Source organism: Nocardia gipuzkoensis (genome assembly GCF_021183645.1).
Taxonomy (GTDB): Bacteria; Actinomycetota; Actinomycetes; order Mycobacteriales; family Mycobacteriaceae; genus Nocardia; species Nocardia abscessus.
Window position 1 is genome coordinate 1,945,442 of record NZ_CP089225.1, and the last position, 24,661, is coordinate 1,970,102.

The 24,661-nt window shown below is 69.5% G+C and carries 29 protein-coding genes; 10 read left to right on the top strand and 19 right to left on the bottom strand.

All coding sequences use genetic code 11. The features are described 5' to 3' along the window. The first annotated feature begins 79 nt into the window (after positions 1-79). A complete protein-coding gene (locus tag LTT66_RS08860) occupies positions 80-409 on the top strand; it encodes a hypothetical protein (protein WP_181721513.1) in 330 nt (109 codons plus the stop codon). A gap of 73 nt (positions 410-482) precedes the next feature. Here LTT66_RS08860 and LTT66_RS08865 read toward each other — a convergent pair whose 3' ends face one another. From LTT66_RS08865 to LTT66_RS08875, 3 genes are all read right to left on the bottom strand, one after another. After that, a complete protein-coding gene (locus tag LTT66_RS08865; RefSeq protein WP_174183472.1) occupies positions 483-1,172 on the bottom strand; it encodes a response regulator transcription factor in 690 nt (229 codons plus the stop codon). Further along, entirely contained in the window at positions 1,169-2,404 is a 1,236-nt protein-coding gene (locus tag LTT66_RS08870; protein ID WP_181721514.1) for a sensor histidine kinase, read from the bottom strand. Before LTT66_RS08870 ends, LTT66_RS08865 begins: the two co-directional genes overlap by 4 nt. A 141-nt stretch (positions 2,405-2,545) precedes the next feature. Further along, the gene (locus LTT66_RS08875) at positions 2,546-2,950 is read right to left on the bottom strand and encodes a winged helix-turn-helix transcriptional regulator (protein WP_227954488.1); all 405 of its coding nucleotides are present in this window, start codon (positions 2,948-2,950) and stop codon (positions 2,546-2,548) included. A 91-nt stretch (positions 2,951-3,041) separates the two neighbouring features. Between LTT66_RS08875 and LTT66_RS08880 the strand changes: the two genes are divergently transcribed. After that, a complete protein-coding gene (locus LTT66_RS08880; RefSeq protein WP_233065794.1) occupies positions 3,042-3,701 on the top strand; it encodes an NADPH-dependent F420 reductase in 660 nt (219 codons plus the stop codon). Between the two features lie 11 nt (positions 3,702-3,712). On the opposite strand, the gene LTT66_RS08885 is transcribed toward LTT66_RS08880, so the two are convergent. The 8 genes from LTT66_RS08885 to LTT66_RS08920 all read right to left on the bottom strand — a co-directional run bounded on the left by LTT66_RS08885 (position 3,713) and on the right by LTT66_RS08920 (position 12,663). Beyond that, positions 3,713-5,005, bottom strand: a complete 1,293-nt coding sequence (locus tag LTT66_RS08885) for an RNA polymerase sigma factor (RefSeq protein ID WP_233065796.1) — start codon at positions 5,003-5,005, stop codon at positions 3,713-3,715. 15 nt (positions 5,006-5,020) lie between these two features. Next, positions 5,021-5,440, bottom strand: coding sequence for a YciI family protein (locus LTT66_RS08890; protein ID WP_233065798.1), 420 nt, complete (start codon positions 5,438-5,440; stop codon positions 5,021-5,023). Positions 5,441-5,638: 198 nt separating this feature from the next. After that, positions 5,639-7,696 (bottom strand): CocE/NonD family hydrolase, encoded by a 2,058-nt coding sequence (locus LTT66_RS08895; protein ID WP_233065800.1) that lies wholly within the window; start codon positions 7,694-7,696, stop codon positions 5,639-5,641. Between the two features lie 339 nt (positions 7,697-8,035). Then, a complete protein-coding gene (locus LTT66_RS08900; RefSeq protein WP_181721518.1) occupies positions 8,036-8,773 on the bottom strand; it encodes a phosphoglyceromutase in 738 nt (245 codons plus the stop codon). A gap of 82 nt (positions 8,774-8,855) precedes the next feature. Further along, positions 8,856-9,758 (bottom strand): ROK family protein, encoded by a 903-nt coding sequence (locus LTT66_RS08905; protein WP_233065803.1) that lies wholly within the window; start codon positions 9,756-9,758, stop codon positions 8,856-8,858. Positions 9,759-9,818: 60 nt separating this feature from the next. Continuing rightward, complete coding sequence (locus tag LTT66_RS08910; RefSeq protein WP_233069079.1) at positions 9,819-10,313, bottom strand: type III secretion system chaperone family protein; 495 nt, start codon at positions 10,311-10,313, stop codon at positions 9,819-9,821. Positions 10,314-10,318: 5 nt separating this feature from the next. Continuing rightward, a complete protein-coding gene (mshA, locus tag LTT66_RS08915; RefSeq protein ID WP_233065806.1) occupies positions 10,319-11,764 on the bottom strand; it encodes a D-inositol-3-phosphate glycosyltransferase in 1,446 nt (481 codons plus the stop codon). A gap of 77 nt (positions 11,765-11,841) precedes the next feature. Continuing rightward, entirely contained in the window at positions 11,842-12,663 is an 822-nt protein-coding gene (locus tag LTT66_RS08920; RefSeq protein ID WP_233065807.1) for an alpha/beta fold hydrolase, read from the bottom strand. 73 nt (positions 12,664-12,736) lie between these two features. On the opposite strand from LTT66_RS08920, the gene LTT66_RS08925 reads away from it, so the two are divergent. Both LTT66_RS08925 and mscL read left to right on the top strand, forming a co-directional pair. After that, entirely contained in the window at positions 12,737-13,471 is a 735-nt protein-coding gene (locus tag LTT66_RS08925) for an SDR family NAD(P)-dependent oxidoreductase (protein ID WP_233065809.1), read from the top strand. Between the two features lie 134 nt (positions 13,472-13,605). Further along, a complete protein-coding gene (gene mscL / locus LTT66_RS08930; RefSeq protein ID WP_233069080.1) occupies positions 13,606-14,058 on the top strand; it encodes a large conductance mechanosensitive channel protein MscL in 453 nt (150 codons plus the stop codon). 6 nt (positions 14,059-14,064) lie between these two features. On the opposite strand, the gene LTT66_RS08935 is transcribed toward mscL, so the two are convergent. Together LTT66_RS08935 and LTT66_RS08940 are read right to left on the bottom strand one after the other, a co-directional pair. Beyond that, on the bottom strand, positions 14,065-15,288 hold the full coding sequence (locus LTT66_RS08935; RefSeq protein ID WP_233069081.1) for a L,D-transpeptidase: 1,224 nt from the start codon (positions 15,286-15,288) through the stop codon (positions 14,065-14,067). Positions 15,289-15,371: 83 nt separating this feature from the next. Then, positions 15,372-16,451, bottom strand: a complete 1,080-nt coding sequence (locus LTT66_RS08940) for a UDP-N-acetylmuramate dehydrogenase (protein ID WP_408638830.1) — start codon at positions 16,449-16,451, stop codon at positions 15,372-15,374. Between the two features lie 101 nt (positions 16,452-16,552). On the opposite strand from LTT66_RS08940, the gene LTT66_RS08945 reads away from it, so the two are divergent. The 3 genes from LTT66_RS08945 to LTT66_RS08955 all read left to right on the top strand — a co-directional run bounded on the left by LTT66_RS08945 (position 16,553) and on the right by LTT66_RS08955 (position 18,456). Further along, positions 16,553-17,038 carry a DUF2505 domain-containing protein gene (locus LTT66_RS08945; RefSeq protein WP_233065811.1) on the top strand — a complete coding sequence of 162 codons (486 nt, stop codon included), beginning with the start codon at positions 16,553-16,555 and terminating at the stop codon, positions 17,036-17,038. 120 nt (positions 17,039-17,158) lie between these two features. Next, complete coding sequence (locus LTT66_RS08950) at positions 17,159-17,680, top strand: DUF2505 domain-containing protein (protein ID WP_233065813.1); 522 nt, start codon at positions 17,159-17,161, stop codon at positions 17,678-17,680. Beyond that, on the top strand, positions 17,650-18,456 hold the full coding sequence (locus LTT66_RS08955; RefSeq protein WP_233065815.1) for a class I SAM-dependent methyltransferase: 807 nt from the start codon (positions 17,650-17,652) through the stop codon (positions 18,454-18,456). The genes LTT66_RS08950 and LTT66_RS08955 overlap by 31 nt, the downstream gene beginning before the upstream one ends. Before the next feature lie 16 nt (positions 18,457-18,472). Here the strand turns inward: LTT66_RS08955 and LTT66_RS08960 are convergent, their stop codons facing one another. Beyond that, complete coding sequence (locus LTT66_RS08960; protein ID WP_233065817.1) at positions 18,473-19,081, bottom strand: hypothetical protein; 609 nt, start codon at positions 19,079-19,081, stop codon at positions 18,473-18,475. Between the two features lie 99 nt (positions 19,082-19,180). Between LTT66_RS08960 and LTT66_RS08965 the strand changes: the two genes are divergently transcribed. After that, the gene (locus LTT66_RS08965) at positions 19,181-19,903 is read left to right on the top strand and encodes an LmeA family phospholipid-binding protein (protein ID WP_233065820.1); all 723 of its coding nucleotides are present in this window, start codon (positions 19,181-19,183) and stop codon (positions 19,901-19,903) included. Positions 19,904-19,986: 83 nt separating this feature from the next. Here LTT66_RS08965 and deoC read toward each other — a convergent pair whose 3' ends face one another. Further along, positions 19,987-20,655: a deoxyribose-phosphate aldolase gene (deoC, locus tag LTT66_RS08970; protein ID WP_233065822.1), complete on the bottom strand. Its 669-nt coding sequence runs from the start codon at positions 20,653-20,655 to the stop codon at positions 19,987-19,989. Between the two features lie 158 nt (positions 20,656-20,813). On the opposite strand from deoC, the gene LTT66_RS08975 reads away from it, so the two are divergent. Next, on the top strand, positions 20,814-21,374 hold the full coding sequence (locus LTT66_RS08975; RefSeq protein WP_233065825.1) for a GNAT family N-acetyltransferase: 561 nt from the start codon (positions 20,814-20,816) through the stop codon (positions 21,372-21,374). A 79-nt stretch (positions 21,375-21,453) separates the two neighbouring features. Here the strand turns inward: LTT66_RS08975 and LTT66_RS08980 are convergent, their stop codons facing one another. Together LTT66_RS08980 and LTT66_RS37365 are read right to left on the bottom strand one after the other, a co-directional pair. Continuing rightward, positions 21,454-21,900 carry a PIN domain-containing protein gene (locus tag LTT66_RS08980; RefSeq protein WP_233065828.1) on the bottom strand — a complete coding sequence of 149 codons (447 nt, stop codon included), beginning with the start codon at positions 21,898-21,900 and terminating at the stop codon, positions 21,454-21,456. Continuing rightward, complete coding sequence (locus LTT66_RS37365; protein ID WP_408638831.1) at positions 21,897-22,100, bottom strand: FitA-like ribbon-helix-helix domain-containing protein; 204 nt, start codon at positions 22,098-22,100, stop codon at positions 21,897-21,899. The genes LTT66_RS08980 and LTT66_RS37365 overlap by 4 nt, the downstream gene beginning before the upstream one ends. 136 nt (positions 22,101-22,236) lie before the next feature. Between LTT66_RS37365 and purU the strand changes: the two genes are divergently transcribed. After that, positions 22,237-23,127, top strand: coding sequence for a formyltetrahydrofolate deformylase (gene purU, locus LTT66_RS08985; RefSeq protein WP_043699089.1), 891 nt, complete (start codon positions 22,237-22,239; stop codon positions 23,125-23,127). Between the two features lie 27 nt (positions 23,128-23,154). On the opposite strand, the gene LTT66_RS08990 is transcribed toward purU, so the two are convergent. Further along, positions 23,155-24,198: an alpha/beta fold hydrolase gene (locus LTT66_RS08990; protein ID WP_233065830.1), complete on the bottom strand. Its 1,044-nt coding sequence runs from the start codon at positions 24,196-24,198 to the stop codon at positions 23,155-23,157. Positions 24,199-24,290: 92 nt separating this feature from the next. Further along, positions 24,291-24,581 (bottom strand): DUF2516 family protein, encoded by a 291-nt coding sequence (locus tag LTT66_RS08995; protein WP_181721572.1) that lies wholly within the window; start codon positions 24,579-24,581, stop codon positions 24,291-24,293. Positions 24,582-24,661 lie beyond the last annotated feature (80 nt).

The window sequence follows — 24,661 nt, forward strand, 5'->3', positions numbered from 1 at the left end:
CGCCGCTCGTCACCCGGTCGGGCGGGGGTTCACCCGCTCGCCATGCGAGCTTCACCCGGATCGGGTTTGATGTGCCGTTATGTCCAAGAAAGTTCTCGCGGCGGCGACCATCGCACTGGGCGCTGCTCTCTCGCTGACCGGAGTAGCCCACGCCGAGCCGAACGGCGACCCGCACAAGTTCTACGACTTCACCACGGAATTCGTCGCGGCCACCGATCCGGCCGCGGTCAACGCCAAGGCCGCAGGCAAGCTCCTGATCGCGAGCCCGTACGGCACCTCGCACACCATCGCCTGCCGTGGCACCAACACCGCGGACCTTTACGACTGCATGCAGGAAGACGATCTGGGCTGGATCACCCTGCAGAAGACCGAGACCCCGCTCGGCACCACCTGGATCTACTTCCCCTGACGTACGCCGACAAAACGGCCGAGAGCACCGCAGTGCTCTCGGCCGTTCGTGTCCTCCGCGCCGGGCGCGGCGGTCATGCCTCCAGTTTGTAGCCCAGCCCGCGCACGGTGACCAGGTGTTCCGGCTTGGCCGGGTCCGCCTCGATCTTCGAGCGCAGCCGCTTGACGTGCACGTCCAGGGTCTTGGTGTCGCCGACGTAATCGGCGCCCCACACCCGGTCGATCAGCTGCCCGCGGGTGAGCACCCGCCCGGAATTGCGCAGCAGGTATTCGAGCAGGTCGAACTCCTTGAGCGGCAGCGTGACCGGCTTGCCGTTCACCATCACGGTGTGCCGGTCGACGTCCATCCGGACCGGACCGGCTTCCAGCACGCCGCTCTCGTTGGAGCCGTCCAGCTCGTCGCCCGCGCCGCGACGCAGCACGGCGCGGATGCGCGCGATGAGCTCGCGAGCGGAATACGGCTTGGTGACGTAGTCGTCGGCGCCCAGTTCCAGGCCGACCACCTTGTCGATCTCGCTGTCGCGCGCGGTGACCATGATCACCGGGACGCCGCTGCGGGTCCGCAACTGCTTGCACACATCCGTGCCGCTCATGCCGGGCAGCATGAGGTCGAGCAGGACGATGTCCGCACCGGACCGGTCGAACTCGGCGAGCGCGGACGGCCCGTCACCGACCACGGTGACCTCGAAACCCTCCTTGCGCAGCAGGAACGCGAGCGGATCGGCCAGCGACTCCTCATCCTCGACGATCAGAACACTCGTCATCTGCGTGCCTCCACACCATTCGGTCGGCCCGGTCCGGTGGGACGCGGGCTTGTTTCTTTCATGCCCACCACGGCGCCGTCGTGGTCGTCGTCGGCGCCTGCTTCGTGGTGGGCGGGTATGCGCAAGGTGAACGTCGATCCGGTGCCCAACTTGCTCCACAGGGTGATCTCCCCGTTGTGGTTGGCGGCCACGTGTTTGACGATAGCCAGGCCGAGTCCGGTGCCGCCCGTCGAGCGCGAACGCGCCTTGTCGGACCGGAAGAATCGCTCGAACACCCGCTCCTGGTCTTCCTTGGCGATGCCGATGCCGCGGTCGGTCACCGCCATCGCCACGTGGTCGCCGCGCAGCGAGCGGCTCACCGACACGTGCGAACCGGCCGGCGAGTAGGCGATCGCGTTCTCGACCAGGTTCGACAGGGCCGTGACCAGCAGGGTTTCGTCGCCGAGCACCTCGAGCCCGCTCGGGCGGTCGGTGCTCACCGTGATCCCGGCGGCTTCGGCGGCGGTGCGGGAACGATCGACCGCCTGCATCACCACGGTGTCCACGTCCACCACCTCGAGCTCGGGCAATTTCTCCGCGCCCTGCAGACGGGAGAGCGCGATGAGCTCGGTGACCATCTTGCCCAGGCGGCGCGATTCACCGAGCACGCGCTGACCGAAGTGTCGCACGGCCTCCGGGTCGTCGGCGGATTCCAGGAGAGCTTCGGCGAGCAAACTCATTGCGCCGACCGGAGTCTTGAGCTCGTGGCTGACGTTCGCGACGAAGTCGCGGCGGGTGGCCTCCATCCGGGCCTGTTCGGAATCGTCGTCGGCGAACAGGACGGTGAAGGTGGTCTCTTCGCGCGACAGTTGCCTGGCCACGCCGCGCACCGCGATACGTCCGCGGCCGGGGACCGGATTCTTCGCGGTGAGGTCGAACTCCGACGATTCGCCGGTGGCCAGCACCTTCTCCACCGCCGCCCAGGCGCGCTCGTCGAGCAGGCGATTGCGGACCAGCCCGAGTTCCTCCGCACGCGGATTGACCAGCACTACGTCGCGGTACTCGTCCACCACCGCGATGCCGCTCTCGGAGGCGAGCACGATCAAATCGAGAACCTGGGACATGGTGAGACCGGACTCGGCCTGCCTGCGTGCGGCCTGCCTGGCATTCACATACGGGATAAGTAGCCCGCCGACTGCCAGACCGACGACAGCCGCCAAGACTGCCAGCAGCACGGCCTGGGGAACACTCACACTTGAATCGTACGGTCGCCGACCGGTGGGCCAACGCCGGGTACGCGAAGTTTCGCGCAGGTCACGGGCACTTCCGGCCTCGTTAGCCGCGAGTTTACGCACTGTTCGACATGGCGTACTCGCGGCGTATTCACCGGCCGGTCAGTCTGCTTCGTCGGCTCCGGCGAGCGCCTCGTTCACCGCGCGGCCGTGTTTGTCCACCCACTCGCCGAGGGCGTAGATCGGGAGCAAAAGGTCCGCGCCCGCGGCGGTCAGCTCGTATTCGACCCGGGGCGGAGCCTCGGCGTAGCGACGACGGCGCACCAGCGTCATCCGCTCCATCCGGCGCAGCGTCTGCGTCAGCATCTTCTGGCTGATCCCGCCGATGGCCGTACGCAGCTCGCCGGGACGCATGGGCCCCTCGCGCAGCATGTACACGATCACCGGCAACCAGGAGTTGCCGAAGATGTCCACACCCATCCGAGCGGGGCAGTCGGATTCGAAGTCGCCGTATGGCGCGTAATCCACCCGCTCGGCCGAGACCGGTTCGATCGGTGCCGTGCTCACGGTTCCAGCTTGCCAGCGCCGTTGCGCACCCGGGAGTGCCCTTCGGGATTCCTAGCGTCGTGAGCGAACACTTTTCGAGTCAGGAGTTGGAATGCGAATCGGAATCATCGGCGCGGGCACGATGGCGCGGGCACTCGGCGGCGGCTGGAGCGCGGCGGGCCACGAGGTGCTCGTCGGCGCCCGATCCGCCGACGCCGCAGGGGAACTGGCCGCCGTGATCGGCGCGCGGGCCGGAACGATCGCGGACGCGGCCGGTTTCGGCGATGTCGTGGTGCTCGCGCTGCCGGTCCCGGCGTTGTCGCAGGTGCTGCGTGCCGTCGGGAAACTGCTGGGCGGTCGCACGATCGTCGACTGCACGAACGCCTTCGCGCCGGACGCTTCGGCGCCGCAGGGAGTCACCGCGTTCGTGCTCGCGGAGGACGCTGTGGCGGAACGGATCGCGGCGCAGGCGCCCGAGGCGAACGTGGTGAAGGCGTTCAATCTGTGTGCCGCCGAGGTGTGGGAGGCGAACGGGCGGATCTTCGACGGCCGCCGCTTGGCGGTGCCGCTGTGCGGGGACGACGAAGCCGCGGTGCGGGCGGTCGCGGCGCTGGCCGAAGCCCTCGGGCTGCAACCGATCCCGGCGGGCGGGCTGCACCGGGCCCGCTACCTGGAGGCCCTGTCGGTGTTCACCGTCGGTCTCTGGTTCGCCGGACACGATGCCCGCGCGATGTTCCCGCCCCTGGAGGCCGCGTTCGCCGTCGCCGACTGACCACCAAGGCGTCAGGCCAGGTCGAGCGCGGCGAGTTTACGCTCCAGCACCTGCCGTTCGCGCTGGTTGCCGCACATGCCGATGGCGCGCTCCAGTTCGCCGCGGGCCTGCTGCGTGCGCCCGAGCCGGATCAGCAGCTCCCCTCGAACGCTCGGCAGCAGGTGCGAATTCGACAGCGCCCCGGCGGCCGCCAGCTCATCCACGATCGGCAGCGCCGCGGCCGGTCCCTGCGCCATGGAGACCGCCACCGCACGGTTGAGGTCGACCACCGGTGACGGCGCGAGCCGGCCGAGCGCCTCGTAGATCAGCACGACGCGCTCCCAGTTCGTCGCCTCGACCGACGGGGCGACGGCATGGCACTCGGCGATCGCCGCCTGCAACCCGTAGGCGCCGAGGCCCCGGCCGACCCGCTCGGCGCGGGCCAGGGCGGCTTGTCCCCGGCGGATCGCGGCGAGGTCCCAACGGCGGCGGTTCTGGTGCTCCAGGAGCACCGGCTCGCCGTCGGGCCCGGTGCGGGCGGGAAAGCGCGCCGCGGTCAATTCGAGCAGCGCCAGCAGGCCGTGTGCCTCGGGCTCGTCCGGCACGAGCCTGGTCAGCACCCGCGCCAGGCGCAGTGCACCGCTGGCGAGGTCGAGCCGGATCAGATCCGCCCCGGAGCTGGCCGACGACCCTTCGGTGAAGATCAGGTAGACCACACTGAGCACCGAACCGAGGCGCTTGGTCCGTTCCTCGGCCGGTGGCACCTCGAACGGCACCCGGGCCGCGGCGAGGGTCTTCTTCGCCCGCGTGATCCGAGCCTGCACGGTAGCGGCCGGAACGAGGAACGCCTTGGCTATCTCGTCGCTGGTGAGACCGCCGATCACCCGCAAGGTGAGCGCCACTCTCGCCTCCCGCGACAGCACGGGATGGCAGGAGATGAACATCGACGCGAGCAGATCGTCATCGATCCGGTCCGGGTCCCACAGCAGGTCCTCGGCGTCCCGGGCCGGATCGGCCGGCGCGCCTCCCGAGACGGCGCCGCCCTCGCCCAGGTCTCGGGCGAGGGCGGCGTATCTCTCGTCGAGGGCGGAGCGCCGACGGAAAGCATCGATCGCGCGACGGCGTCCGACGGTGAGCAACCACCCCGCCGGATTGCGCGGCACGCCCTCCCGCGGCCACGTCACGAGCGCCTCGGCCAGCGCCTCCTGCGCCAAGTCCTCGGCCAGCGCGAAGTCGCCGGTGTAGCGCGCGAGCGCACCGACGATCCGTGCGGACTCGATCCGCCAGACCGCGGCTACGGCTTCACGGCCGGTGTGGTCGGCCATCGCCCCTCGATCCGTTCAGAGCTGACCGGTGGCCTCGCGCCACGCCCGCTCCTTCTGGACCCACTCGTTGTCCTGCGGAAACTCATCGATCGTCGGGACCCGGCGGATCTCGGTCTTGAACCCGGGGCCGGTCACCGGCATCCGCTTGGCCCACTCGATCGCTTCTTCCTTCGACGCCACATTGAGGATGTAGAACCCGCCGAACAGCTCTTTGGTCTCGCCGTAGGGGCCGTCGGTGACGACGGGGGTCTCGGAGGAGTAATCGACCACCACGCCCTCGGCGGCGTCCTCCAATCCCTCCGCCGCGACCAGCACGCCCGCCCGGATCAGCTCGTCGTTGTACTTACCCATCGTTTCGAGCATCTGGTCGAAGTCGATGTTCGCCATTTCCGCGAAGGCCTCGTCGGTGGCGCGCATGATGAGCATGTACTTCATGGTTGTCTCCCTGGTTGTTCGGGTCCCTCTCTGGACCCTCTCACCCATAGGTCGAACGGGGAGTCACGAAGATCGACACACGCGCCGAAATTTTTTCGACGCACTTCGCAGCCGCCGATCAGAGCGTGCACCCTCGCCCATACCCCGCGGCGTCGACCATGATGCGCGACGGGTGCACGCTCGGACCGCGCCCCAGCTCTACCAGCCCGGATTCCCGCGGACCGGGATGTTGACGAAGCTCGGACGGGCGGGATCCAGCTCCAGATGCTGTGGCCGCAGACCGGTATCGATCAGCATCGGCAGGATGGGCAGGCCCTTGGGGAAGTTGCCCGCGTACACGTCGACGCGCAGGCGGTGGCCCGGCCGCAAGAGCGCCTCGGTGGCGGGCAACGCGATGTCCAGCGTGGTCACCTCGCCCGGGACCGTCGGCTGCCGCTGCTCCAGCGAGGTGAACGGTCGCGGGTCGGTGTAGTCGCCGTTGGCCGACTTGCTGCTGTTGGCCTCGTCGATCGCCCGCAGCGACGCCATGATCTGCCCCGAGGACAACACGCTCGACTGCCCGTCCGGCGCGACGTCGTTCACGGTGACCACCCAGTACCCGTCGGCGGCGTCCTGCACCGTATTGAGCCGCACCGCGATCCGCCCCGAGATCGAGGTCGGCTCGGCGACCGGGGCGCTGGTGAAGGTGAGCCCGTTCAGCTCCTGCACTCGGGAGTCCTTCGCGCAGCCGTCGATGACCGACAGCACGCCCGCGGTGCCTTGGGCGGCGTCGTTGGAGCACAGACTGGTCAAGCCGGGCGCGACAGTCAGGCGCGCGGGCTCGCCGCTACCCTGCGAGTCGAGCGAACCGTCGTAGAGGCTGCCCGCGGTGCCGCTCGGCGCGGCGGACAGGTACATCCTGCGGTGCATCGCCTGCTGCCCATCCGCCGCATCGGTCGGCGCTGCGAAGGAGTCGGTGGTGATCCAGCCGCCGCCCTGCTGACGCAAGGTGATCGGACCGTACCGGTCGATGCCGTTGTCGATGCCCTTGAGCCACTTGTCGAACCACGCGCGCTGTAGCACGTCCAGCCGCGGCGGCAGGCCCGGCTTGCTGTACTCGTTGCCCGAGTTGAGGTGATAGGTGTTGCCCATCAGCAATTGCTTCTGGCCGGGCGGCAGCGGAATCTCGTTGTAGATCTTGGATTCGGAGTAGGCGAACAGGTCGTGCCAGCCGCCGGTGACGAAGGTCGGCGTCCGGATCCCGCCCGGATCACCGAGCCAGTCCGCCCTCGGCCGGGAACCGTCGGTCAGCAGTTCCTTGGCGCGGGGATCGAGATCCTCGAGGCGCGCGGTGGTGTAGACGTTGAGCAGGACGTCCATGAAGGTCAACGGATCTCGGGCGCGGTCGGCCAGCCACTTGGTGTCCAGCTGCCCGTTGAGCACCGAGGCCAAGTCGGGAATCAGCTTGAGGCCGTTGATCGCGGTCAGCCACAGCGGGATGAAGTTGAAGCCGAAGCCGCCGCCGGGCGCCAGCACGTCGTTGACCAGGTCGCTGCCCGGCACGACTGGGAAGATCGCCTGCAAGGCGGGTGGGCGCTGCTCGGCGGCCTGCACCTGGTTGATCCCCGAATAGGAGATGCCGTTCATACCGATCCGCCCGTTGGACCACGGCTGCCGGGACGCCCAATCGATGACCTCGAGCGTGTCCTGCTGTTCCCGGCCGCGCAGCATGTCCCAGATGCCCTGGGAGAAACCGGTGCCGCGCACGTCGACGACCAGCTGCGAGTAACCGCTCTTGATCAGTTGCCGGTCGACGGTGAAGTTGCGCAGTTCGCCGCCGCCGAACGCCTTGGTCAGGTCGGTGACGCCGGACAGTGCGGTGCCGCTCATGTCGATCTGCCGGAACAGCTCGATCAGCGCGTCGGACAGGCCGGGAATCGACTGCGCGTGATCGGCCAGGTTCGACACCAGCTTGGTGTACGGCGTGAGGTTGACGATCGTCGGCGTAGGGGTGTCGATGGGCCGCCCGGAGGCGTCCGCGGGGCGGTAGACGTTCCCCTTCAGAACGGTGCCGTCACTCATCGTGATGGGGACGTCCCACTGGATGTGGATGTTCGGGAACTGCTGTGTGGCGTCCTGGATGGCCGTCCACTCCGCTCCGGCTGCCCCACCGTCGGGACCGGCCGGTAGTGGCGCGGCCGCCGCGCCACTCGTGAGAAAGGGGGCGAGCACCGCGGCGGCGACGACCGCCACTGTGACCCGCAACGCGTACTTCATCGGACGTGTTCCACCTCTCGTGCCGGTCAAGCGACCAAGTGTTACTTTCCTACCCGCGGGTAGGAACTAGGGGTAACATACACTGGGCCTCGAAACATCGGTTCACATATCCCGATCGAGCAGCAGATTTTCGCGAGACTTCGCTGGCCACACCCGTCTGGACCCGTTTACAGCATCGGAATCATGGCTCACCGGCCGGTCGCGGACCGGCGTTCCGCCGTCCGGCGTGTCGCCCCCCGCGCCTCGCGGAACACACGGCCGCTCGCCATTTGCGGCCGGACACGACGACGCGCTGCCACCCCTGAGGAGTGACAGCGCGTCAGGGTTCGCGTTCGGAGCTTACTTCCCGCCCTGGCCCGCGACAGCGGCCGCGCCCGCGGCGGCCGCCTCCGGGTCGAGGTACTCGCGCGGACGCACCGGGCGCAGGTCCTGGTCGAGGTGATAGACCAGCGGGATGCCGGTGGGGATGTTCAGGCCCGCGATGTCCTCGTCCGAGATCTGGTCGAGGTGCTTGACCAGCGCGCGCAGCGAGTTGCCGTGCGCGGCGACCAGCACGGTCTTGCCGGACAGCAGGTCCTTGGAGATGGTCGACTCCCAGTACGGGACCATCCGGTTGACCACGTCGAGCAGGCACTCGGTCTTCGGGACCTCGATGCCCGCGTAGCGCGGATCGCCCTCCTGGCTGTACTCGTTGGCCGGGTCGATCGGCGGGGGCGGGGTGTCGTAACTGCGGCGCCACAGCATGAACTGCTCGTCGCCGTACTTGTCCCGGATCTGCGCCTTGTTCTTGCCCTGCAATTCGCCGTAGTGGCGCTCGTTGAGCCGCCAGTCGCGGATCACCGGAATCCAGTGCCGGTCGGCGGCGTCCAGCGCGATGTTCGCGGTGGAGATGGCCCGGCGCAGCAGCGAGGTGTAGACGACGTCCGGCAGGATGCCGTGCTCGGCCAGCAGTTCCCCGGCACGCTTGCCCTCGGCGATGCCCTTGTCGGTCAGATGCACGTCCACCCAGCCGGTGAACAGGTTCAGGGCGTTCCATTCGCTTTCGCCGTGGCGCAGCAGCACGAGGGAGTACGTCATGCGGTCATCCTCCCATGCGCGCTCGACCGGGTCGCATCGGTTCCCGTCCCGCCGCCACGGCCGGTGCGGGGAAAGCGCGAAGTCAGACCGGTTCGCCCGCGGAGTGCTCGGCGGCGAGCACACCCGCGCCCGCCAGCGTCGCGCCGTGGGTGATCGCGGAGAGTTCCACACGCAGTCCGCGCAGGAACTTCAGCCCGGCGTGCTCGGCCACCGCGGCGCGCAGCGGATCCCACAGCGGGGCACCGGATCGCGCGAATCCGCCGCCGATCACCACCCGGTCGACGTCCAGCAGGGCGGCGGCCGAGGCGATCGCCGCGCCGAGAGCGGTACCCGCCCGGTGCAGCGCGGCGAGCGCGATCTCGTCGCCCGCGTGCGCGTCCGCGGCCAGCCGCACACCCGTGCCGCCGGACCAGCCCTGCTCTCGCGCCCAGCGCACCGACGACATGCCACTGGCAACCGCCTCGACGCAGCCGCGGCCGCCGCAGCCGCAGGGGGTGTCCCAGCCCGGCACGACGATGTGCCCGACGTGCCCGGCATTGCCGGTGCGCCCGAGCAGCACCGCGCCGCCCGCCACGATCCCGCCGCCGATCCCCGACGACACGGTCATCGCCAGCGCGTCGGGCACCCCGCGCAAAGCGCCGAGGCGGTGTTCGGCCAGTGCGAGGCAGGCGCCGTCGATGGCGAAGCGAATCGCGGCAGCCGGAAAGAGCTCGCGCACGGCGGCGACGACCGGGAATCCCGATTTCCATTCGGGAATGTTCAATGGACCGGTGACGCCGGTTCGCACGTCCACCGGCCCGGCCGCGCCGATCCCCACCGCGCTCACCGGTTCCGGCCCAGCTACCTCGAGCAGCAGTCCGCGGCAGACTTCCCACACGCTCGTGTCGGGCACGTCCACCTGGCGTACGTCGCGCACCTCGGGACCGGGGTGCACCACCCCGGCCGCGAACTTCGTCGCGCCGATGTCCAGAGCGAGAATCGCCAACGCCGTGTCTCCTTCGCCGGTCCGAGCCACCCACGATTGTCACCCGGAGCCGGCGACCGGCTAGGGCTTGTCGGCGGAATCGACCAGATGCTCGAACGCGCGCAGATTCTGCAGCGACTCGCCGCGCGAGACGCGCCACTTCCATTCCCGCCGAATGGATTCGGCGAAGCCGAGTTCCAGCAGCACGTTGAAGTCGGCGTCCACCGCTTCGAGGATCTGCCCGAACACCCGGTCCAGCTCGTCCGGGGTGACGGCGTGCGCGGACATCCGGCCGACCAGGTAGATGTCACCGACCCGGTCGAGGGTGTAGGCGACGGCGTAGAGCCTGCGATTGCGGCGCAGCAGGAACTTGTAGACGCCTTCGAAGTTCTCGTCCGGCTTACGGCAGACGAACGCTTCGACCCGAATCCCGTGGTTGCCCACCGTGAGCATCACGGTGGTCTCGAGCTTGCGTTCGCCGGGCAGGACGACGACGAAGGTCTCCTCGCCCGGCCGGGTGTACTCGATCTCCCGGTCGCGCAGCGTTTCATCGATCAGCTGCGCGGTCGCCTGCACCTCGTTCACCGGCGTACTCCCATCCGGCGCCGCCACAGCGCCCGCGATCTGGCCTGGCTGCTCTCGGCGAGCAGGGCCGCCGTCCGTTCTCCGGCCAGGCTAGTGCGGTCGGCGGCCGCCGGGTCGTAGGCGTCGTCACGCACGACGCTGTGCGCCAGGCCGCGGCCGCCGAGCGCGGAGCGCTCGTCGCGGAAACCGGCCAGGGCCGCCGCGTAGCTGGCGAGCAACCCGTCCGCCGTGTGCGCCCAGGAGAAATTGGCGGCGTGCGCGAGGGCCCGCTCGCCCATCCGCTGCAGCCGATCGGGGGCGTCCAGCAGGTGCCGCAGCGCGTTCGCCCAGTCGGAGGTGCGGTGTCCCGGGACCAGCAGGCCGGTTACGTCGTGCCGCACGGCCGTGCCGAGACCACCCACATCGGCGGCCAGCACGGGAGTGCCGCTGGCCTGCGCCTCGATCGCGACCAAGCCGAAGGACTCGTTGTAGCTGGGCACCGCCACCAGGTCGGCGGCGCGATAGACCAGCACCAGCCGCTGCGGCGGCTGCGGGGGCAGGAAGCTGACCCGCGCGGCGATGCCCAATTCGGCGGCCAGCTCGATCAGCGCGTCGGGCCGGTCCAAGCCGCTGCCGGAGGGCCCACCCACGATCAGCACGCGCAGCGGGCGCTCCGGCTCGGCGCGCAACACCTCCGCCGCGGCACGCACCAGCACATCGGGCGCCTTCAGCGGCTGGATCCGGCCGACGAACGCCACGATCTGCTCGTCGGCGGCCAGGCCGAGCGCCGCGCGGGCGGCGGCCTTGTCACCGGGGCGGTAGCGGGTCAGGTCCGCGCCGGGCGGTACGACATCGATGCGCTCCGGGTCGGCCCCGTAGAGCTCGACCAGCTGGCGGGCTTCCTCGGCGGTATTGGCGACGAGCCGATCGGATTCGGCGATCACCTGCTTCTCGCCGATCTCGCGGGTCGCCGGTTCGGGGCAGTCGCCCTCGGCCAGCGCCGCGTTCTTCACCGCGGCCAGCGTGTGCGCGGTGTGCACCAGCGGCACCCGCCACCGGTCCCTGGCCAGCCAGCCGACCTGCCCGGACAGCCAGTAGTGCGAGTGGACCAGATCGTAGTAGCCGGGCAGATGCCGAGCCTCCTGGCGCAACACCTCCGCGGTGAAGGGGCACAGCTGAGTGGGCAGATCGTGTTTGTCCAGCCCTTCGAACGGGCCTGCCACCACGTTGCGCACCAGCACGCCGGGCGCCGCCTCCTGCACGGGCGGGAGATTGGACGCGGTGGCCCGGGTGAAGATCTCCACCTCGGTGCCGCGCCGGGCCAGCTCGACGGCCGTTTGCAGGACATAGACGTTCATGCCGCCCGCGTCGCCGGTCCCCGGCTGAGCGAGTGGTGAGGTGTGCACCGATAACACGGCGATACGGTTCGGCCGTAGGTCCAGGCGCTGACTCACACTGTCCATAGTGCACGTTGCGTTCCCCGGCCCAGACGCGCTATCCGCGGCAAGTGAGAGCTATCACAGGCCGGACATGACACCGATCACAAGCTCTCGGCGAACGCGCTCACCTCGGCGACGAACCGGGAACGGTCCTCGATGAACAGGCCGTGCTGGGCGTCTTCCCAGAACGACGCACGGGCGTTCGGGACGGTGTCGGCGATGAAGCGCCCGTTCTCGATCGGCACGACCTGATCGGCGGTCCCGTGCAGGACGAGCACCGGAACGTCCAGCGCGCGCAGTGTCCCGGTGTTGTCGACGGTGCGGTAGAACAGTGCTTTGCGCACCGCGGGCGGGGTGGCGAGACTGGCCCCGAACAGGCGCTGCGCGTCCGGGCCCTTGTCCGCGCCCGGTCCGGTGTTGGCATTGCCGAACGCACCGAAAGCGCGCAAAGCCCGCCCCGCGCTCTCCTCGAAGACGCCCGGTATCGCCTCCCGCATCATGCTGCCGGTCGCCGCGCCCGGCACGCCGGGGCCGATGTTCGCCATCGAACCGGTGTAGACGACACCCGCGACGGCGTCCGTGCCGTACGCGGTCAGATAGTCCGAGAGGACGATCCCGCCGTAGGACCAGCCGAGCAGCACCACGCCGGAGTCGAGGCCCTCGGCGGCGAGCACGGCCGCCACGTCGGCCGCCCAGTTCTTCGGATCGTCGTAGCCCGTCGCGGGCGCGTCGGAGTAGCCGTGGCCGCGCAGGTCGACGGCGATCACCCGGAAACGCGCGGCGAGGTCGTCGGCGGCCGGGCCCCAGCAGCGCAGGTTCGCCGACCAACCGTGCAGCAGCACCAGCGGGCGGGCCTGCGCCGGACCGCTCACCCGGTAGACGATGGTCGTTCCGTCCGCGCTCACCACGTCCCGAATAGCCATGCCACTCAGGCTAACGGTGCTGCCGGCGCCCGCGCCGGACCCGGCAAACCTCGCGCACCTAAGATCTACCGGCATGAGCACTCGCACCGCCGTCGTCACCGGAGCCAGCTCGGGGATCGGCGAGGCCACCGCCCGCGAGCTGGCGAAGCAGGGCTTCCACGTCTATGTCGGCGCCCGCAGGCTGGATCGCCTGCGCCGCCTCGCCGACGAGATCGGCGGCACCGCACTGGAACTCGACGTCACCGCGGACGAGTCGGTGCGCACGTTCACCGAGGCGGTCGAGCGGGCCGACGTGCTGGTCAACAACGCGGGCGGCGCCAAGGGCCTGGCCCCGGTCGCCGAGGCCGACCTGGACGATTGGCGCTGGATGTGGGAGACCAACGTGCTCGGCACGCTGCGCGTCACCAAAGCCCTGCTGCCCAAGCTGATCGCCTCCGGCGACGGGTTGATCGTCACCGTCACGTCGGTGGCCGCGTTCACCGCCTACGACAACGGTTCCGGCTACACCTCGGCCAAGCACGCGCAGGCCGTGTTGCACCGCACGCTGCGCGGGGAGCTGCTCGGGCAGCCGGTGCGGTTGACCGAGATCGCCCCCGGCGCAGTGGAAACCGAGTTCTCGCTGGTTCGTTTCGGCGGCGACGCCGACCGGGCGGCGAAGGTGTACGAGGGCATCGACCCGCTGGTCGCCCAGGACATCGCGGAGGTCATCGGCTTCGTCGCGTCGCGGCCCGCGCACGTCAACCTGGACCAGATCGTCATCAAGCCGAGGGATCAGGCGGACGCGGGCCGATTCGCGCGCCGCGGCTGACCATTTCATAGCCGAATCGAATCAATCGGCTTTCACGGTCCCGCCGTGATTTGCCGCGAGCTCGCTATTCGATTCGAACCGTTAGCATCCGAGAAGCCGTACGCGGAAGACATCGGATGGGAGTGGTTCGGCTCATGTTCAAGGGCTTCAAAGAGTTCCTGATGCGCGGGAACGTCATCGATCTCGCGGTCGCCGTCGTCATGGGCACCGCGTTCACCGCCGTGGTGACCGCGGTGACGAAAGGCGTGGTGAATCCGCTGCTCGCGGTCTTCGGCAGCACCCACGAACTGGGCCTCGGCGTGCAGCTGATCTCGTCCAAACCCGCCACCTTCATCGCCGTCGGCCCGATCATCACGGCGGTCGTCGATTTCGTGATGGTCGCCGCGGTGCTGTACTTCGTGCTGATGCTGCCGATGAAGACGATCAAGAACCGCTTCGGCACCCCCAAGGCCGCCGAGCCCACCGACATCGAGCTGCTGACCGAGATCCGCGACCTGCTCGCCGAGCGGCACGAGGCGGTCCGCGCCCAACGCTCGGCCGACCGCGAGGTCGAGCAAGCCGCGAAAGAGGACGCGAAGGTCCGCTAGAACCGCTCAGCGCGCGCCCGCCGGCTGCGGAGGCAGCGGCGTGGCGGAGACCACGGCCGAGGGCGCACCCCGCAACGCCGACATGGTTTTCCAGGTGTTCCAGTCGATGGTCCAGTCGTAGAGGTCGCCGTCGGCGGCCGAGAGCGGGATCGAGGTTCCGGTCACCTCGACCGGATCGCCGTACAGGGCCGTGGGGAAGTACGCCTGGGCGTCGCCGGGAGACAGGTTGATGCACCCGTTGGTGACGTTCGCCGCGCCTTGCGCCGACAGTGATTCCGGGTTGGCGTGGATGAATTCGCCGTTGTTGGAGATGCGTACCGCCCAGCGTTCGCGGACGTTGGTGTAGTAGGGCGGATTCGACATCATGAAGTCCTCGTACTTCTCGGTGACCACGTGGAGGCCGGACCGGGTGACGTTGCGCGGCTCGTTGCCCTCGCCGTAGCTGACCGCGAAATCGAACACCGTCCGCCCGTCGCGGACCACCTGCATGCGATGGCTCGGGGCGTTCGCCTTGACGATCTGACTGCGCCCGATGCGGAAATCCGTGGTCAGATCGGAGTCGCCGTAGTTGCCGCCGCCCAGATCGAGTCCGTAGAGCCGGGCAGACACGTGCACGCTCGTGCCCGGGGTCCAGTAGTTCTTCGGGCGCCAGTGCAGCCGCGAGCCGTTGTCGTCCGGGAACCAGGCCCACGCGCCTTCGGTCGGCGGGTCGGTGGTGATGGTGAGCGCCTTCTCCACCGCCGCCTTGTTCGTGACGGCGGACTTGAACTGCAGGATGACCGGCGCCGCGATGCCGACCTCCTGGTTGTCGCCGATGTTCAGGGTCGCGGGCACGGTGCGCTTGGGCGCGAGCGTGTGGAACGAGCCGTCGATCGGTATCGGCTTGCCGTCGGTGCCGACCGCGGTGCCCGACCAGGTGTAGGTGGCGTCGTAGCCGAGCGGCTCGGTGATGGTGTAGCCGCGTTTGTCCGGCGCGAGTTCGCCACGGACCTGCTTGCCCGCGGCGTTGGTGAGTGCGACCTGATCGATCGTGCCGTCGCTGATCGTTACGGAGACCGGCGCGGTCGGGTTGACGTTCTCGGCGTCGTCGGCCGGGGTCAGCGTCACTTCGGCGATCGGACCGGCGTCGGAGCCCGACCGGTCCGCGTCGCGGTCGATCGTGCAGCCGGCCGCCAGGGCGGCGACCACCAGGAGGACAGCCGACACCACGGCAACCGATCGGTGGATCATCGGGCGGTGGTTCACTTCGTCGAATCTACGCGCGGCGCGCGTTCCGATCCGTCGCCGCGGCGTGTGGTGTCGACCTCAGCGCGTCAGAGCGTGACACCGACGGTGACCGGTTCCGGCTCCAGCGTGATCCCGAAACGCTCGGCCACGCCGTCGCGCACCGTCCTGGCCAGCGCCACCAAGTCGTCCGCGGTGGCGTGGCCGCGATTGGTCAGCGCCAGTGTGTGTTTCGTCGACAGCCGGGCGGGCGCCTCGGGGCCGGGGAATCCCTTGGCGAAACCCGCCCGCTCGATGAGCCAGCCCGCGGAGAACTTCACCCCGTCCGGCGCCGGGTAGGTCGGCACCGTGGCCTCGCCTACGTGTGCGGCGATCGCGGCGCGCACCTGCGCCACCCGCTCCGGCGCGACCACCGGGTTGGTGAAGAACGAGCCCGCGCTCCAGGTGTCGTGGTCGGTGGGATCGAGCACCATGCCCTTGCCCGCCCGCAACCGCAGCACCGCGTCCCTGACCTGCGCGGCAGGCCGGGACTCGCCGTTCGCCGCGCCCACCGCCGAGGCGAGTTCGCCGTACCGCAGCGGCACGCTGGAACCGTCGGCGCGCAGCGCGAAGTCGACCGCGAGCACGACGGCGTCGTCGCGATGCTTGAGCACGCTGGTGCGGTAACCGAATCCGAGTTCGCCGGGCTCCACCCAGCGGATCTCCCCACTGGCCCGGTCCAGCAGGCGCACCCGGCGCAGCAGGTTCGCCACCTCGGCGCCGTAGGCGCCCACGTTCTGCACCGGCGTCGCGCCCGCGGAGCCGGGAATGCCGGACAGGCACTCCAGTCCGCCGAGTCCGGCGGCGACCGTCGCACCCACCACGTCGTCCCAGTTCGCGCCCGCTTCCGCGACCACACCGCCGTCGCCGATCGCGACACCGGTGGTGGCTACCCGGACTACCACGCCATCGAAGCCGTCGTCGCCGACGAGCAGATTGGAGCCGCCCGCGAGCAGCAGCACCGGGACCCCCGCCGCGTCCAGCGCGCGCACTGTCGCGACCAGCGCTTCGGTGGTCGCGCACTCGGCGAGCAGGGCGGGGCCGCCCACCCGCAGCGTGGTCAGCTCCGCCAGCCGCACGTCGGCGCGCAGCCGCGCGCCGGTGCCGGCGAGGAGGTCCGACGGCACCACTCGTGAAGTTCGCACGCCACACGGTAGCGTGCAGTGCACTACACGAGAACGGCTGATAGCCGCTCGTGCAATTCCTGCGGCGCACGGTAGCGTGTGGAGCCATGGCTACACCGCTGGCGTACACGGCCCGCTACTCCCATCCGCCCGCCGCGGTACGCGCGGCATTCGCCGACGAGCAGTTCTGGAAGGACCGGATCGCGGAGGTCGGCGGACCGGGCGCCCGGCTCGAGTCGGTCACCGTCAGCGGCGACCAGGTGCGTGTCGAGATGGTGCAGGCCATCGCCGCCGAGAAGCTGCCGCCCGCGATCACCGCGGTGCGCCCCGGTGATCTGACCATCCCGCGCGTCGAGGACTGGACCGGGGATCACGCCACCTTCGAAGCCCGCGTCGACGGCGCGCCCGCCGAGGTGCGCGGGACCATCACGCTGAGCGCCGACGGCTCCGGCACCGTCGCCACCACCGACGGCACCATCGAGGTGAAGATCCCGCTGTTCGGCAGCAAGATCGAAAAGGCGATCGCCGAGCACCTCACCGAGTTGCTGAAGAACGAGGCGGAATTCACCGTCAACTGGCTCGCGTCGCACTGATCCGGGCCGCGCGGACCGCACTGTGCGACGTCACACCGTGCGGTCCGCGCGTTCGTGTCCCGTCCGCACTCCACCCGCCCGCCGAGGTCGGCGCCACCGCACCCAGTAACGTGTGAGCCCATGGCACGTCGATTGGACTACTCCGCCCGCTATCCGCTGCACACCACAAAAGAGCTGTACGCGGCGCTGTCGAACCGCGACTACTGGGATGCGCGGATGGAAGAGATGCGGAAGTACTCCCCCGGCAACCAGGTGGTCCGGCTGGAGGCGGGCGACGGCGGCATCGACGTCGAACTGCACCACATCCTGCCCCGCGACATGCTGCCGGAGATCGCCCAGACGGTCATGCGCAAGGACATGGTGATCACCCGCAAGGAGACTTACAGCCAGTTCGTCCCGGACGAGATCACCGGGAAGTACTCGGCGTCCATTCCCGCCGGGCCGGGCAGCCTCGGCGGCACCATCCGCCTGTTCCCCACCGAGACCGGCTGCACCATGCGCTTCTCCTCGGAGGCGAAGGTGTTCATCCCCATGGTCGGACCGCGCCTGGAACAGCTGATGCTGGTGAACCTGGTCGACCTGTTCCGCGGCGAGGCCGAGTTCACGGTCAAGTGGCTGGAAGAACAGCACCCCACTCGCTGACCAAACCGGTCGGCACCATCACCCGTGGCACCACCGCCGTCAACCGACTCCGCCGCAGCGACCGCTGGCTGATCAACGACGAATTCGTCGCCGACCGGCTGGGCGGCGCACCCGATCCGCTGGTGGTGGACCTCGGATACGGCGCGAGCCCGTGGACCACGTTCGAGCTGGCCGCGCGGCTGCGCACGGTTCGCGCGGACGTGCGGGTGGTCGGACTCGAGATCGACCCGCAGCGCGTGGTGCCCGGCCGCGACGGCGTCACCTTCGCACGCGGCGGATTCGAACTGGCCGGGCTGCGGCCGGTATTGGTGCGTGCCTTCAACGTGCTGCGGCAGTATCCCGAATCAGCGGTCCCGGAGGCGTGGTCGACCGTTCTGGCCGGACTGGCGCCGGACGGCCTGCTGGTCGACGGCACCTGTGACGAATTGGGCAGACGCTGCGCGTGGGTGCTGCTCGACCGGAACGGACCGCGCTCGCTCACGCTGGCCTGGGATCCGTTCACCGTCGAGCGCCCCTCCGATCTCGCCGAACGCTTGCCGAAGGCGCTGATCCACCGCAACGTTCCCGGTGAACCGATCCACGCACTGCTCGCCGCCGCGGATCGCGCCTGGGCCCACGCCGCGCCGATGGCGCCTTTCGGTCCGCGCGTCCGCTGGCGCGCTGCGGCACAGGCGCTGCGCGCGGAAGGTTTCCCGATCCGCCACTATCGTCGACGGCTGCGCGACAACGTGCTCTCGGTGCCGTGGCCTGCCGTCGCGCCGCTCGGTACGAGCTGAACCCGGGGACGTTTCGTCACGCTACGGCAAGCGCGCGGTACACCCGTTTCGCCGCACGCGGCGACAAGCGCGCCCCCGCGGCGGTGATCTCCGCGCCCGCACACCGGTGGATGGCGACCGCGTCGGCGACCACCTCGTTCAAAGCGGCCTGCCCGATGTCGCCCTCGGCCAGGTCGAGCACCGTACGCACCGGTGTCGTCACCAGGAAGGGGCCCGCCGACTCCACCTCGGCGCCTGCCAGCGCGCGGCGCACGATGACCAGCCGCGGCGTCACCGGTGGCCGTCCCGAACGCACCGACAGGTGCAGGAAGCGCGGGCACAGGCTACCGAGCCCGTGCAGCTCCGCCGCGCTGTGGTGGGAGACCACCGACGCGCCGTCGAACCAGGCCGCCCACATCGCGTATTCGTCGAGCGGACCTTCCGGCCACCCGGCGAACCGCAGCATGCCGACCCCGGCCCTGGTCACCGAACCGTCGCCGAGGGCAGCCCGAACTCGCGCCCCGCACCCCGTGCGCAGCACCTGCCGAGTTGTGAAGAAACCGGCGTGCCGACCGGCCCAGCGGCGCAGCACGCGCCATCCTTGTTCCGCGGATCCGATCGCGCGGCTTGCCACATCGCCAGCCATGGGCATCAGGCTACGCTCGGTTTTTGTGCCTCATGTCACATTCGAACCCCTCACCGCCTCCACAGAGACGGCTCAGAAAGGTCGGGAAGAATTTTCGCCATGAGTACGAACGCAACCTCCACCTCGACGATCAACCGGCGGCCCCTGCTGATCGCCCTGACCGTGGTAGCGATTCTGCTCGCCACGGTCCTGGTCGGCGGCGAGGCATACGCCAGGCACACGGTGTCGAGCTGCATCAGCTCGCAGTTCGAGAAAGAGATGGGGTCGAAGATCGACGTGAGCTTCGGTCCCAAGCCGATGCTGATCACCTGGATCGACGGCAAGGTGCCCTCGGTGAAGGTGAACAGCAACGACACCAAGTTCGGCCCCGCCGTCGGCATGGTGGTGCACGCCGTCTTCCATGACGTCGACGTCGCCGACTCGAACGGCACCGTGATCAACAGTTCCTCCGCCGACGTCACGTGGAGCAACGAAGGCATCAAGGAGACCCTCGGCGGGATGGTCAGCAGCGTGAGCTCCTCGGCGAGCTCGGGCATGCTCACCCTGTCGGTGCTCGGCGGCCTCGCCGAACTCCAGCTGAAGCCGCAGATCGTGAACGGGGCGGTGCAGGTGGAGACGATGTCGGCCGAGCTGCTCGGCATCGGCCTGCCCTCCGACCTGGTGCAGAGCATCGTCGACATCTTCACCGAGAGCCTGCAGAGCTACCCGCTCGGCATGACGGCGACGAAACTCGAGGTCACCGACTCCGGCGTCGCGGTGCAGCTGGCGGGTGGACGTACCCAGCTCGAGCCCGCGAGCAACAGCTCCGACGCACGCTGCTGAACGCGCACCGGCGCAACGTCTTCGAACCTCGCGCAGGCGCTCCGGGGCGAACCGGAGGCCCGTCAACGGGTTCCGGCTGCCGGTCAGGACGGGAAGCCGTCGAGCACCTCGCGGGATTTCGAAAGCCCGAGCCGGGTCGCGCCCGCGGCGATCATCTCCGCCGCTGTCTCGGCGCTCCGGATGCCACCGCTGGCCTTGACCCCGAGCCGGGTACCGACCGTCTCGGCCATCAGCCGCACCGCGTGCGCGCTCGCTCCGCCCGCGGGATGAAATCCCGTGGAGGTCTTGACGAAATCGGCTCCCGCGCGTTCGGCGACCCGGCACACCTGCACGATCGCGTCGTCCGGCAGCGCGGCGGATTCGATGATCACTTTCAGCAGCGCCCGGTCGCCGATCGCTTCGCGCACCGTGACGATGTCGGCGAGCACCGCCGTGTAATCGCCCGCGCGCGCCGCTCCGACGTCGATGACCATGTCCACCTCGGTGGCGCCCTGGTCCACCGCCAGCCGCGCCTCGGCGCCCTTCACCAGCGAATGGTGTTTCCCCGACGGGAATCCGGCGACCGTCGCGACCACGAGCCCGGGCGCGCGCACCGGCAGCATGGACGGCGACACACAGATCGCGAGCACACCCATCGCGCGCGCGTCTTCGATCAGCGTGTCGACGTCGGCGCGGGACGCCTCCGGTGCGAGCAGGGTGTGATCGATCATGGCGGCCACTTCGGCCCTGGTCAGCGACGTGGAACTTGCCATGGGGTGAGAGTCTGGCACACCGGACGCGAATTCCGTTGCGCGCCTGGCTGCACTTCCCGCACACTCGTAGCTGATGGCGCATCGGAGAACGTGACGCCACGGTCGACCGACCGACCGACGTGTGCGGATGGGCCTACTTCGTTCGGGAGGAGACGACAGTGCTGATCCGTCGCGAACGCGCCGACGACACCGCTGCGATTGCGGCGGTGCATCGCAGCGCATTCGCACCACACTATGCCCGTGCCGACCACCCCGATGGCGCCGGCGTGTCCGGTGACCGGGGCAGTGCGGATCCGCCGGAGGTGGGTCTCATCGCGCAATTGCGCAGTGACGAGGGCTGGATACCGACGCTGTCGCTGGTGGCGATCGAGCACGACAGCGTGGTCGGTCACCTGTGCCTGACCCGAGCCACGGTCGGCCCGTTCCCCGTGCTGGCGCTCGGCCCGATCGGCGTCCTCGCCGACCATCAGGGCGACGGGGTGGGCTCGGCGCTCATGCACGCGGCCCTCGGCGCCGCCGACGCGCTCGACGAACCGCTGATCGGCCTGCTCGGCAGCCTGGAGTTCTACCCGCGCTTCGGTTTCGTCCCCGCCGCCCGCCTGGGCATCACACCGGACGATCCCGCCTGGATCAGCCACTTCCAGGTCCGGTCCCTGTCGGCCTACGACTCCCAGATCACCGGCGAATTCCACTACGCGGAGCCGTTCTACCACCTCTGACCGCCGCCGCTGGGCACGGATCGTGCGCCGCACAACCCACCCCGCGCCACTGATGTCCCGCGACCTGCTGGAGTTCGATTCAGCCCTCCCACTGCGCGGGGGGTGGATCCTGAGCCCACGGGTCGATCACGCGCACTCCGGCAGCTCGGAACGGCGCGGTATCGCGAGTGGCCACGGCCATGTTCGCGGCGCCCGCGGTCGCGGCGATATAGCCGCCGGCGGTGCCGATGGCCGCCCCCGCGGCGCGGGCGCTCGCCATCAGCTCGGCGTACGCGGCCGATGCGGTCTGGTCGAAGGCGAGCACTCGCCCCGTGAACAGCGGCAATATCCGAGCTTCGAGCCTGTCGCGCAGGACGTCTCGCCGTCTGCCCCCGGGCATCGCGGCAATACCGAACCGTAGTTCGGCCACGGTGATGGCCGACAAATAGAGGCTGTGCAAGGGCTGAGCATCGATCCAGGCGACAACGCGGGGATCCGGCGCCTTGCGCAGCGGTTCGGAAAGGACGTTCGTGTCCAGAACGATCACTCGAACTCCCAGGGGACAACCGGGCGTCGGTCACGGGCGGTCAGCGCGTCGAACTCGTCGTCGGTGAGTTCGACCTCGCGACCGATCTCCGCCAGGAACGTCCCGAGCGCGACCTGCGCCGCAGGGTTGACGGCTTCGATGAGGATCGCCCGAACCTCCGCCTCGGTGCTGCGTCCGTGCTGTGCCGCACGGACACGCAGCGCCTCGCAATGGCGCCATTGCCTTCATTGCCTTCAAATAAGGACGGTAAGCCGAGTCCGGACATGCCGAGGCACCTGCCGATCGCTGAGCGAAGGTGCGGCGAACGTCGTGGGGCGCACCTGGGAGGATGAACTCATGAGTTCCGCTCCACCCGTTCAGGACGATCGCCGCTACGTGCTGACTCTCGGCTGCCCGGACCGTCCCGGCATCATCGCCGGGATCACCTCGTTCATCGCCGAGTTCGGCGGCTCGATCGTGGAGGCGGGGTATCACTCGGACCCGGATACCGGCTGGTTCTTCACTCGCCAGGCGATCAAGGCGGGCACGGTGCCGTTCGGGCTCGCGGAACTGCGCGACCGGTTCGCCGCGGTGGCGGCCGGCCTCGGTCCGGCGACCGAATGGCAGCTGCTGGACTCCGGGGCGCGCCGCCGCGCGGTCCTGCTGGTCAGCAAGGACGGTCACTGCCTGCACGACCTGCTCGGACGCGCCGCCAGCGGTGAGCTGCCCGCCACCATCGAGGCGGTGATCGGCAACCACCCGGATCTGGCGGCGATGACGGAGGCGCACGGGGTGAAGTTCCATCACGTGCCGTTCCCGAAGGACCCGGCCGAGCGCGGTCCCGCCTTCGAGGAGGTCCGCGCCCTGGTGGACGCGCACGACCCCGACGCGGTGGTGCTGGCGCGGTTCATGCAGGTGCTGCCCGCCGAACTGTGCGAGCACTGGGCGGGCAAGGCGATCAACATCCACCACAGCTTCTTGCCCTCGTTCGTCGGCGCTCGCCCGTATCACCAGGCGTTCGCCCGCGGCGTGAAACTGATCGGGGCCACCTGCCACTACGTGACCGCGGAACTGGACGCGGGCCCGATCATCGAGCAGGACGTGATCCGCATCGATCACGCCGACGAAGTACGCGACATGGTCCGCCAGGGCCGCGACATCGAGCGGGTGGTCCTGGCGCGCGGGCTGCGCTGGCACTTGGAGGGCCGCGTCCTGGTGCACGGCCGCCGGACGGTCGTCTTCTCCTGACCGACGCGCGAACGCGGAGCCGGCCGGTCAGCCTGCGAGGTCGGCGCGGGCACGCTTGCCCACCGCGGCGAGCAGGCGCCCGAGTTCCTCGTTGAACCGCTCGTATGCCTCGACATTGCCGAGATGGCCGGTCGGCAGCACCTGGTAGCGCACGAGACTGCCGGTCTGCCGGAGCAGGTCGACGATACGCTCGGAGTGGACCGGCGGCGTCATGTCGTCGAACTGTCCCGACAGCACCGTCGTGGGGACCACCAGGTTGCGCGCCGACTCCCCCACATCCATCGTGGCGAGCAGGAAACCGAACTTGGAGCGCACCCGGGCCGGACACGACCGCACGATGGCCATGCTGAATTCCAGCAGCTCGCCCTTGGCCGCGGTACTGAGGATCTGGCGCGCGAACAGCCAGCGCACCGGCGCGATGGGCGGGAATACGATCGGAGCGCCGAGCCCCAGCCTGCCGAACAGGAACGGCAGCGGCACCTTCAGCTGCAGCAACCGCCACGGCCGGTTCAGCAGCGGGACCATGGTGGTCTCCAGGATCAGCCGGTCGGCAGCGGTATTGGTGAGCAGCACCGCGAGCGCCTGCCGTGCGACCCGCTCGGGATAGCGTCCGGCCCACGCCTGCAAGGTCATGCCGCCGAGACTGTGGCCGACCAGCACGGCCCGCTGTCCGGGCGCGAGCGCGGCGTCGAGCACCGCGGCCAAGTCGTCGGCCAGCAGGTCCATGGTCAACTCGCTCGACCCGTATTCGCTCTCACCGTGGCCGCGCTGATCGTAGGCGATCACCCGGTAGTCGCCGGCGAACGCGTTGATCTGCGGATTCCAGTATTCCAAGCAGCAGGTCCAGCCGTGGACGAGCACGATGACCGGGCGATCGGACGGCCCGTAGGCGTGTACGCGCAGCAGGGCGCCGTCACCGGTCCGGACCGGAATAACCTCGCGCGGCGCGGTCGGGGGGTTGAACGCCGCGGTCCGGTAGGTACGCGAACGCAGGTCAGCGCTGTGCGCGTCGCGCAAGCTCCGGAGCAGTCCCGGGAAGCTCGTCAACGCGGTCGGCAGCAGGGCACGCATCGGACACTCCTTTGTGTTACTGCTAGATACAGTAACCCCGATTCGCGCCGCTTGCTAGTGCAAGCACCCTTACCAGACGACGAACTACGCCCTCACCAGCGCGGACCCCGCTGCACCTCGTCCACCTTCGGCCGGACGTCGGCCAGGTAGACGCCCGTCGCGATGATGGCCGCGAAGGAGAGCAGGCCCAGACCCGCGGGGAAGAGGACGAGCACGAGCACAGCCGCCCCGAGAATTCCCAGCCAGATCGGCTTGGTCAGCTTGTCCACCGCGGTGAACGCGTCCGGACGCTGACGCACGGCGTGGATCAGCGCGAAAATCGTCGCACCGAGCGCCGCCAGCCACAGCACCAGCAGGATCATCCCGGTCAATCCGTGCACCATATTCACCCACCCATCATAGAAGCAACGCCCCCGCGCACCAGGGGTGCGCGGGGGCGTTGGGCGGCGTCAGCCGCGGGCGG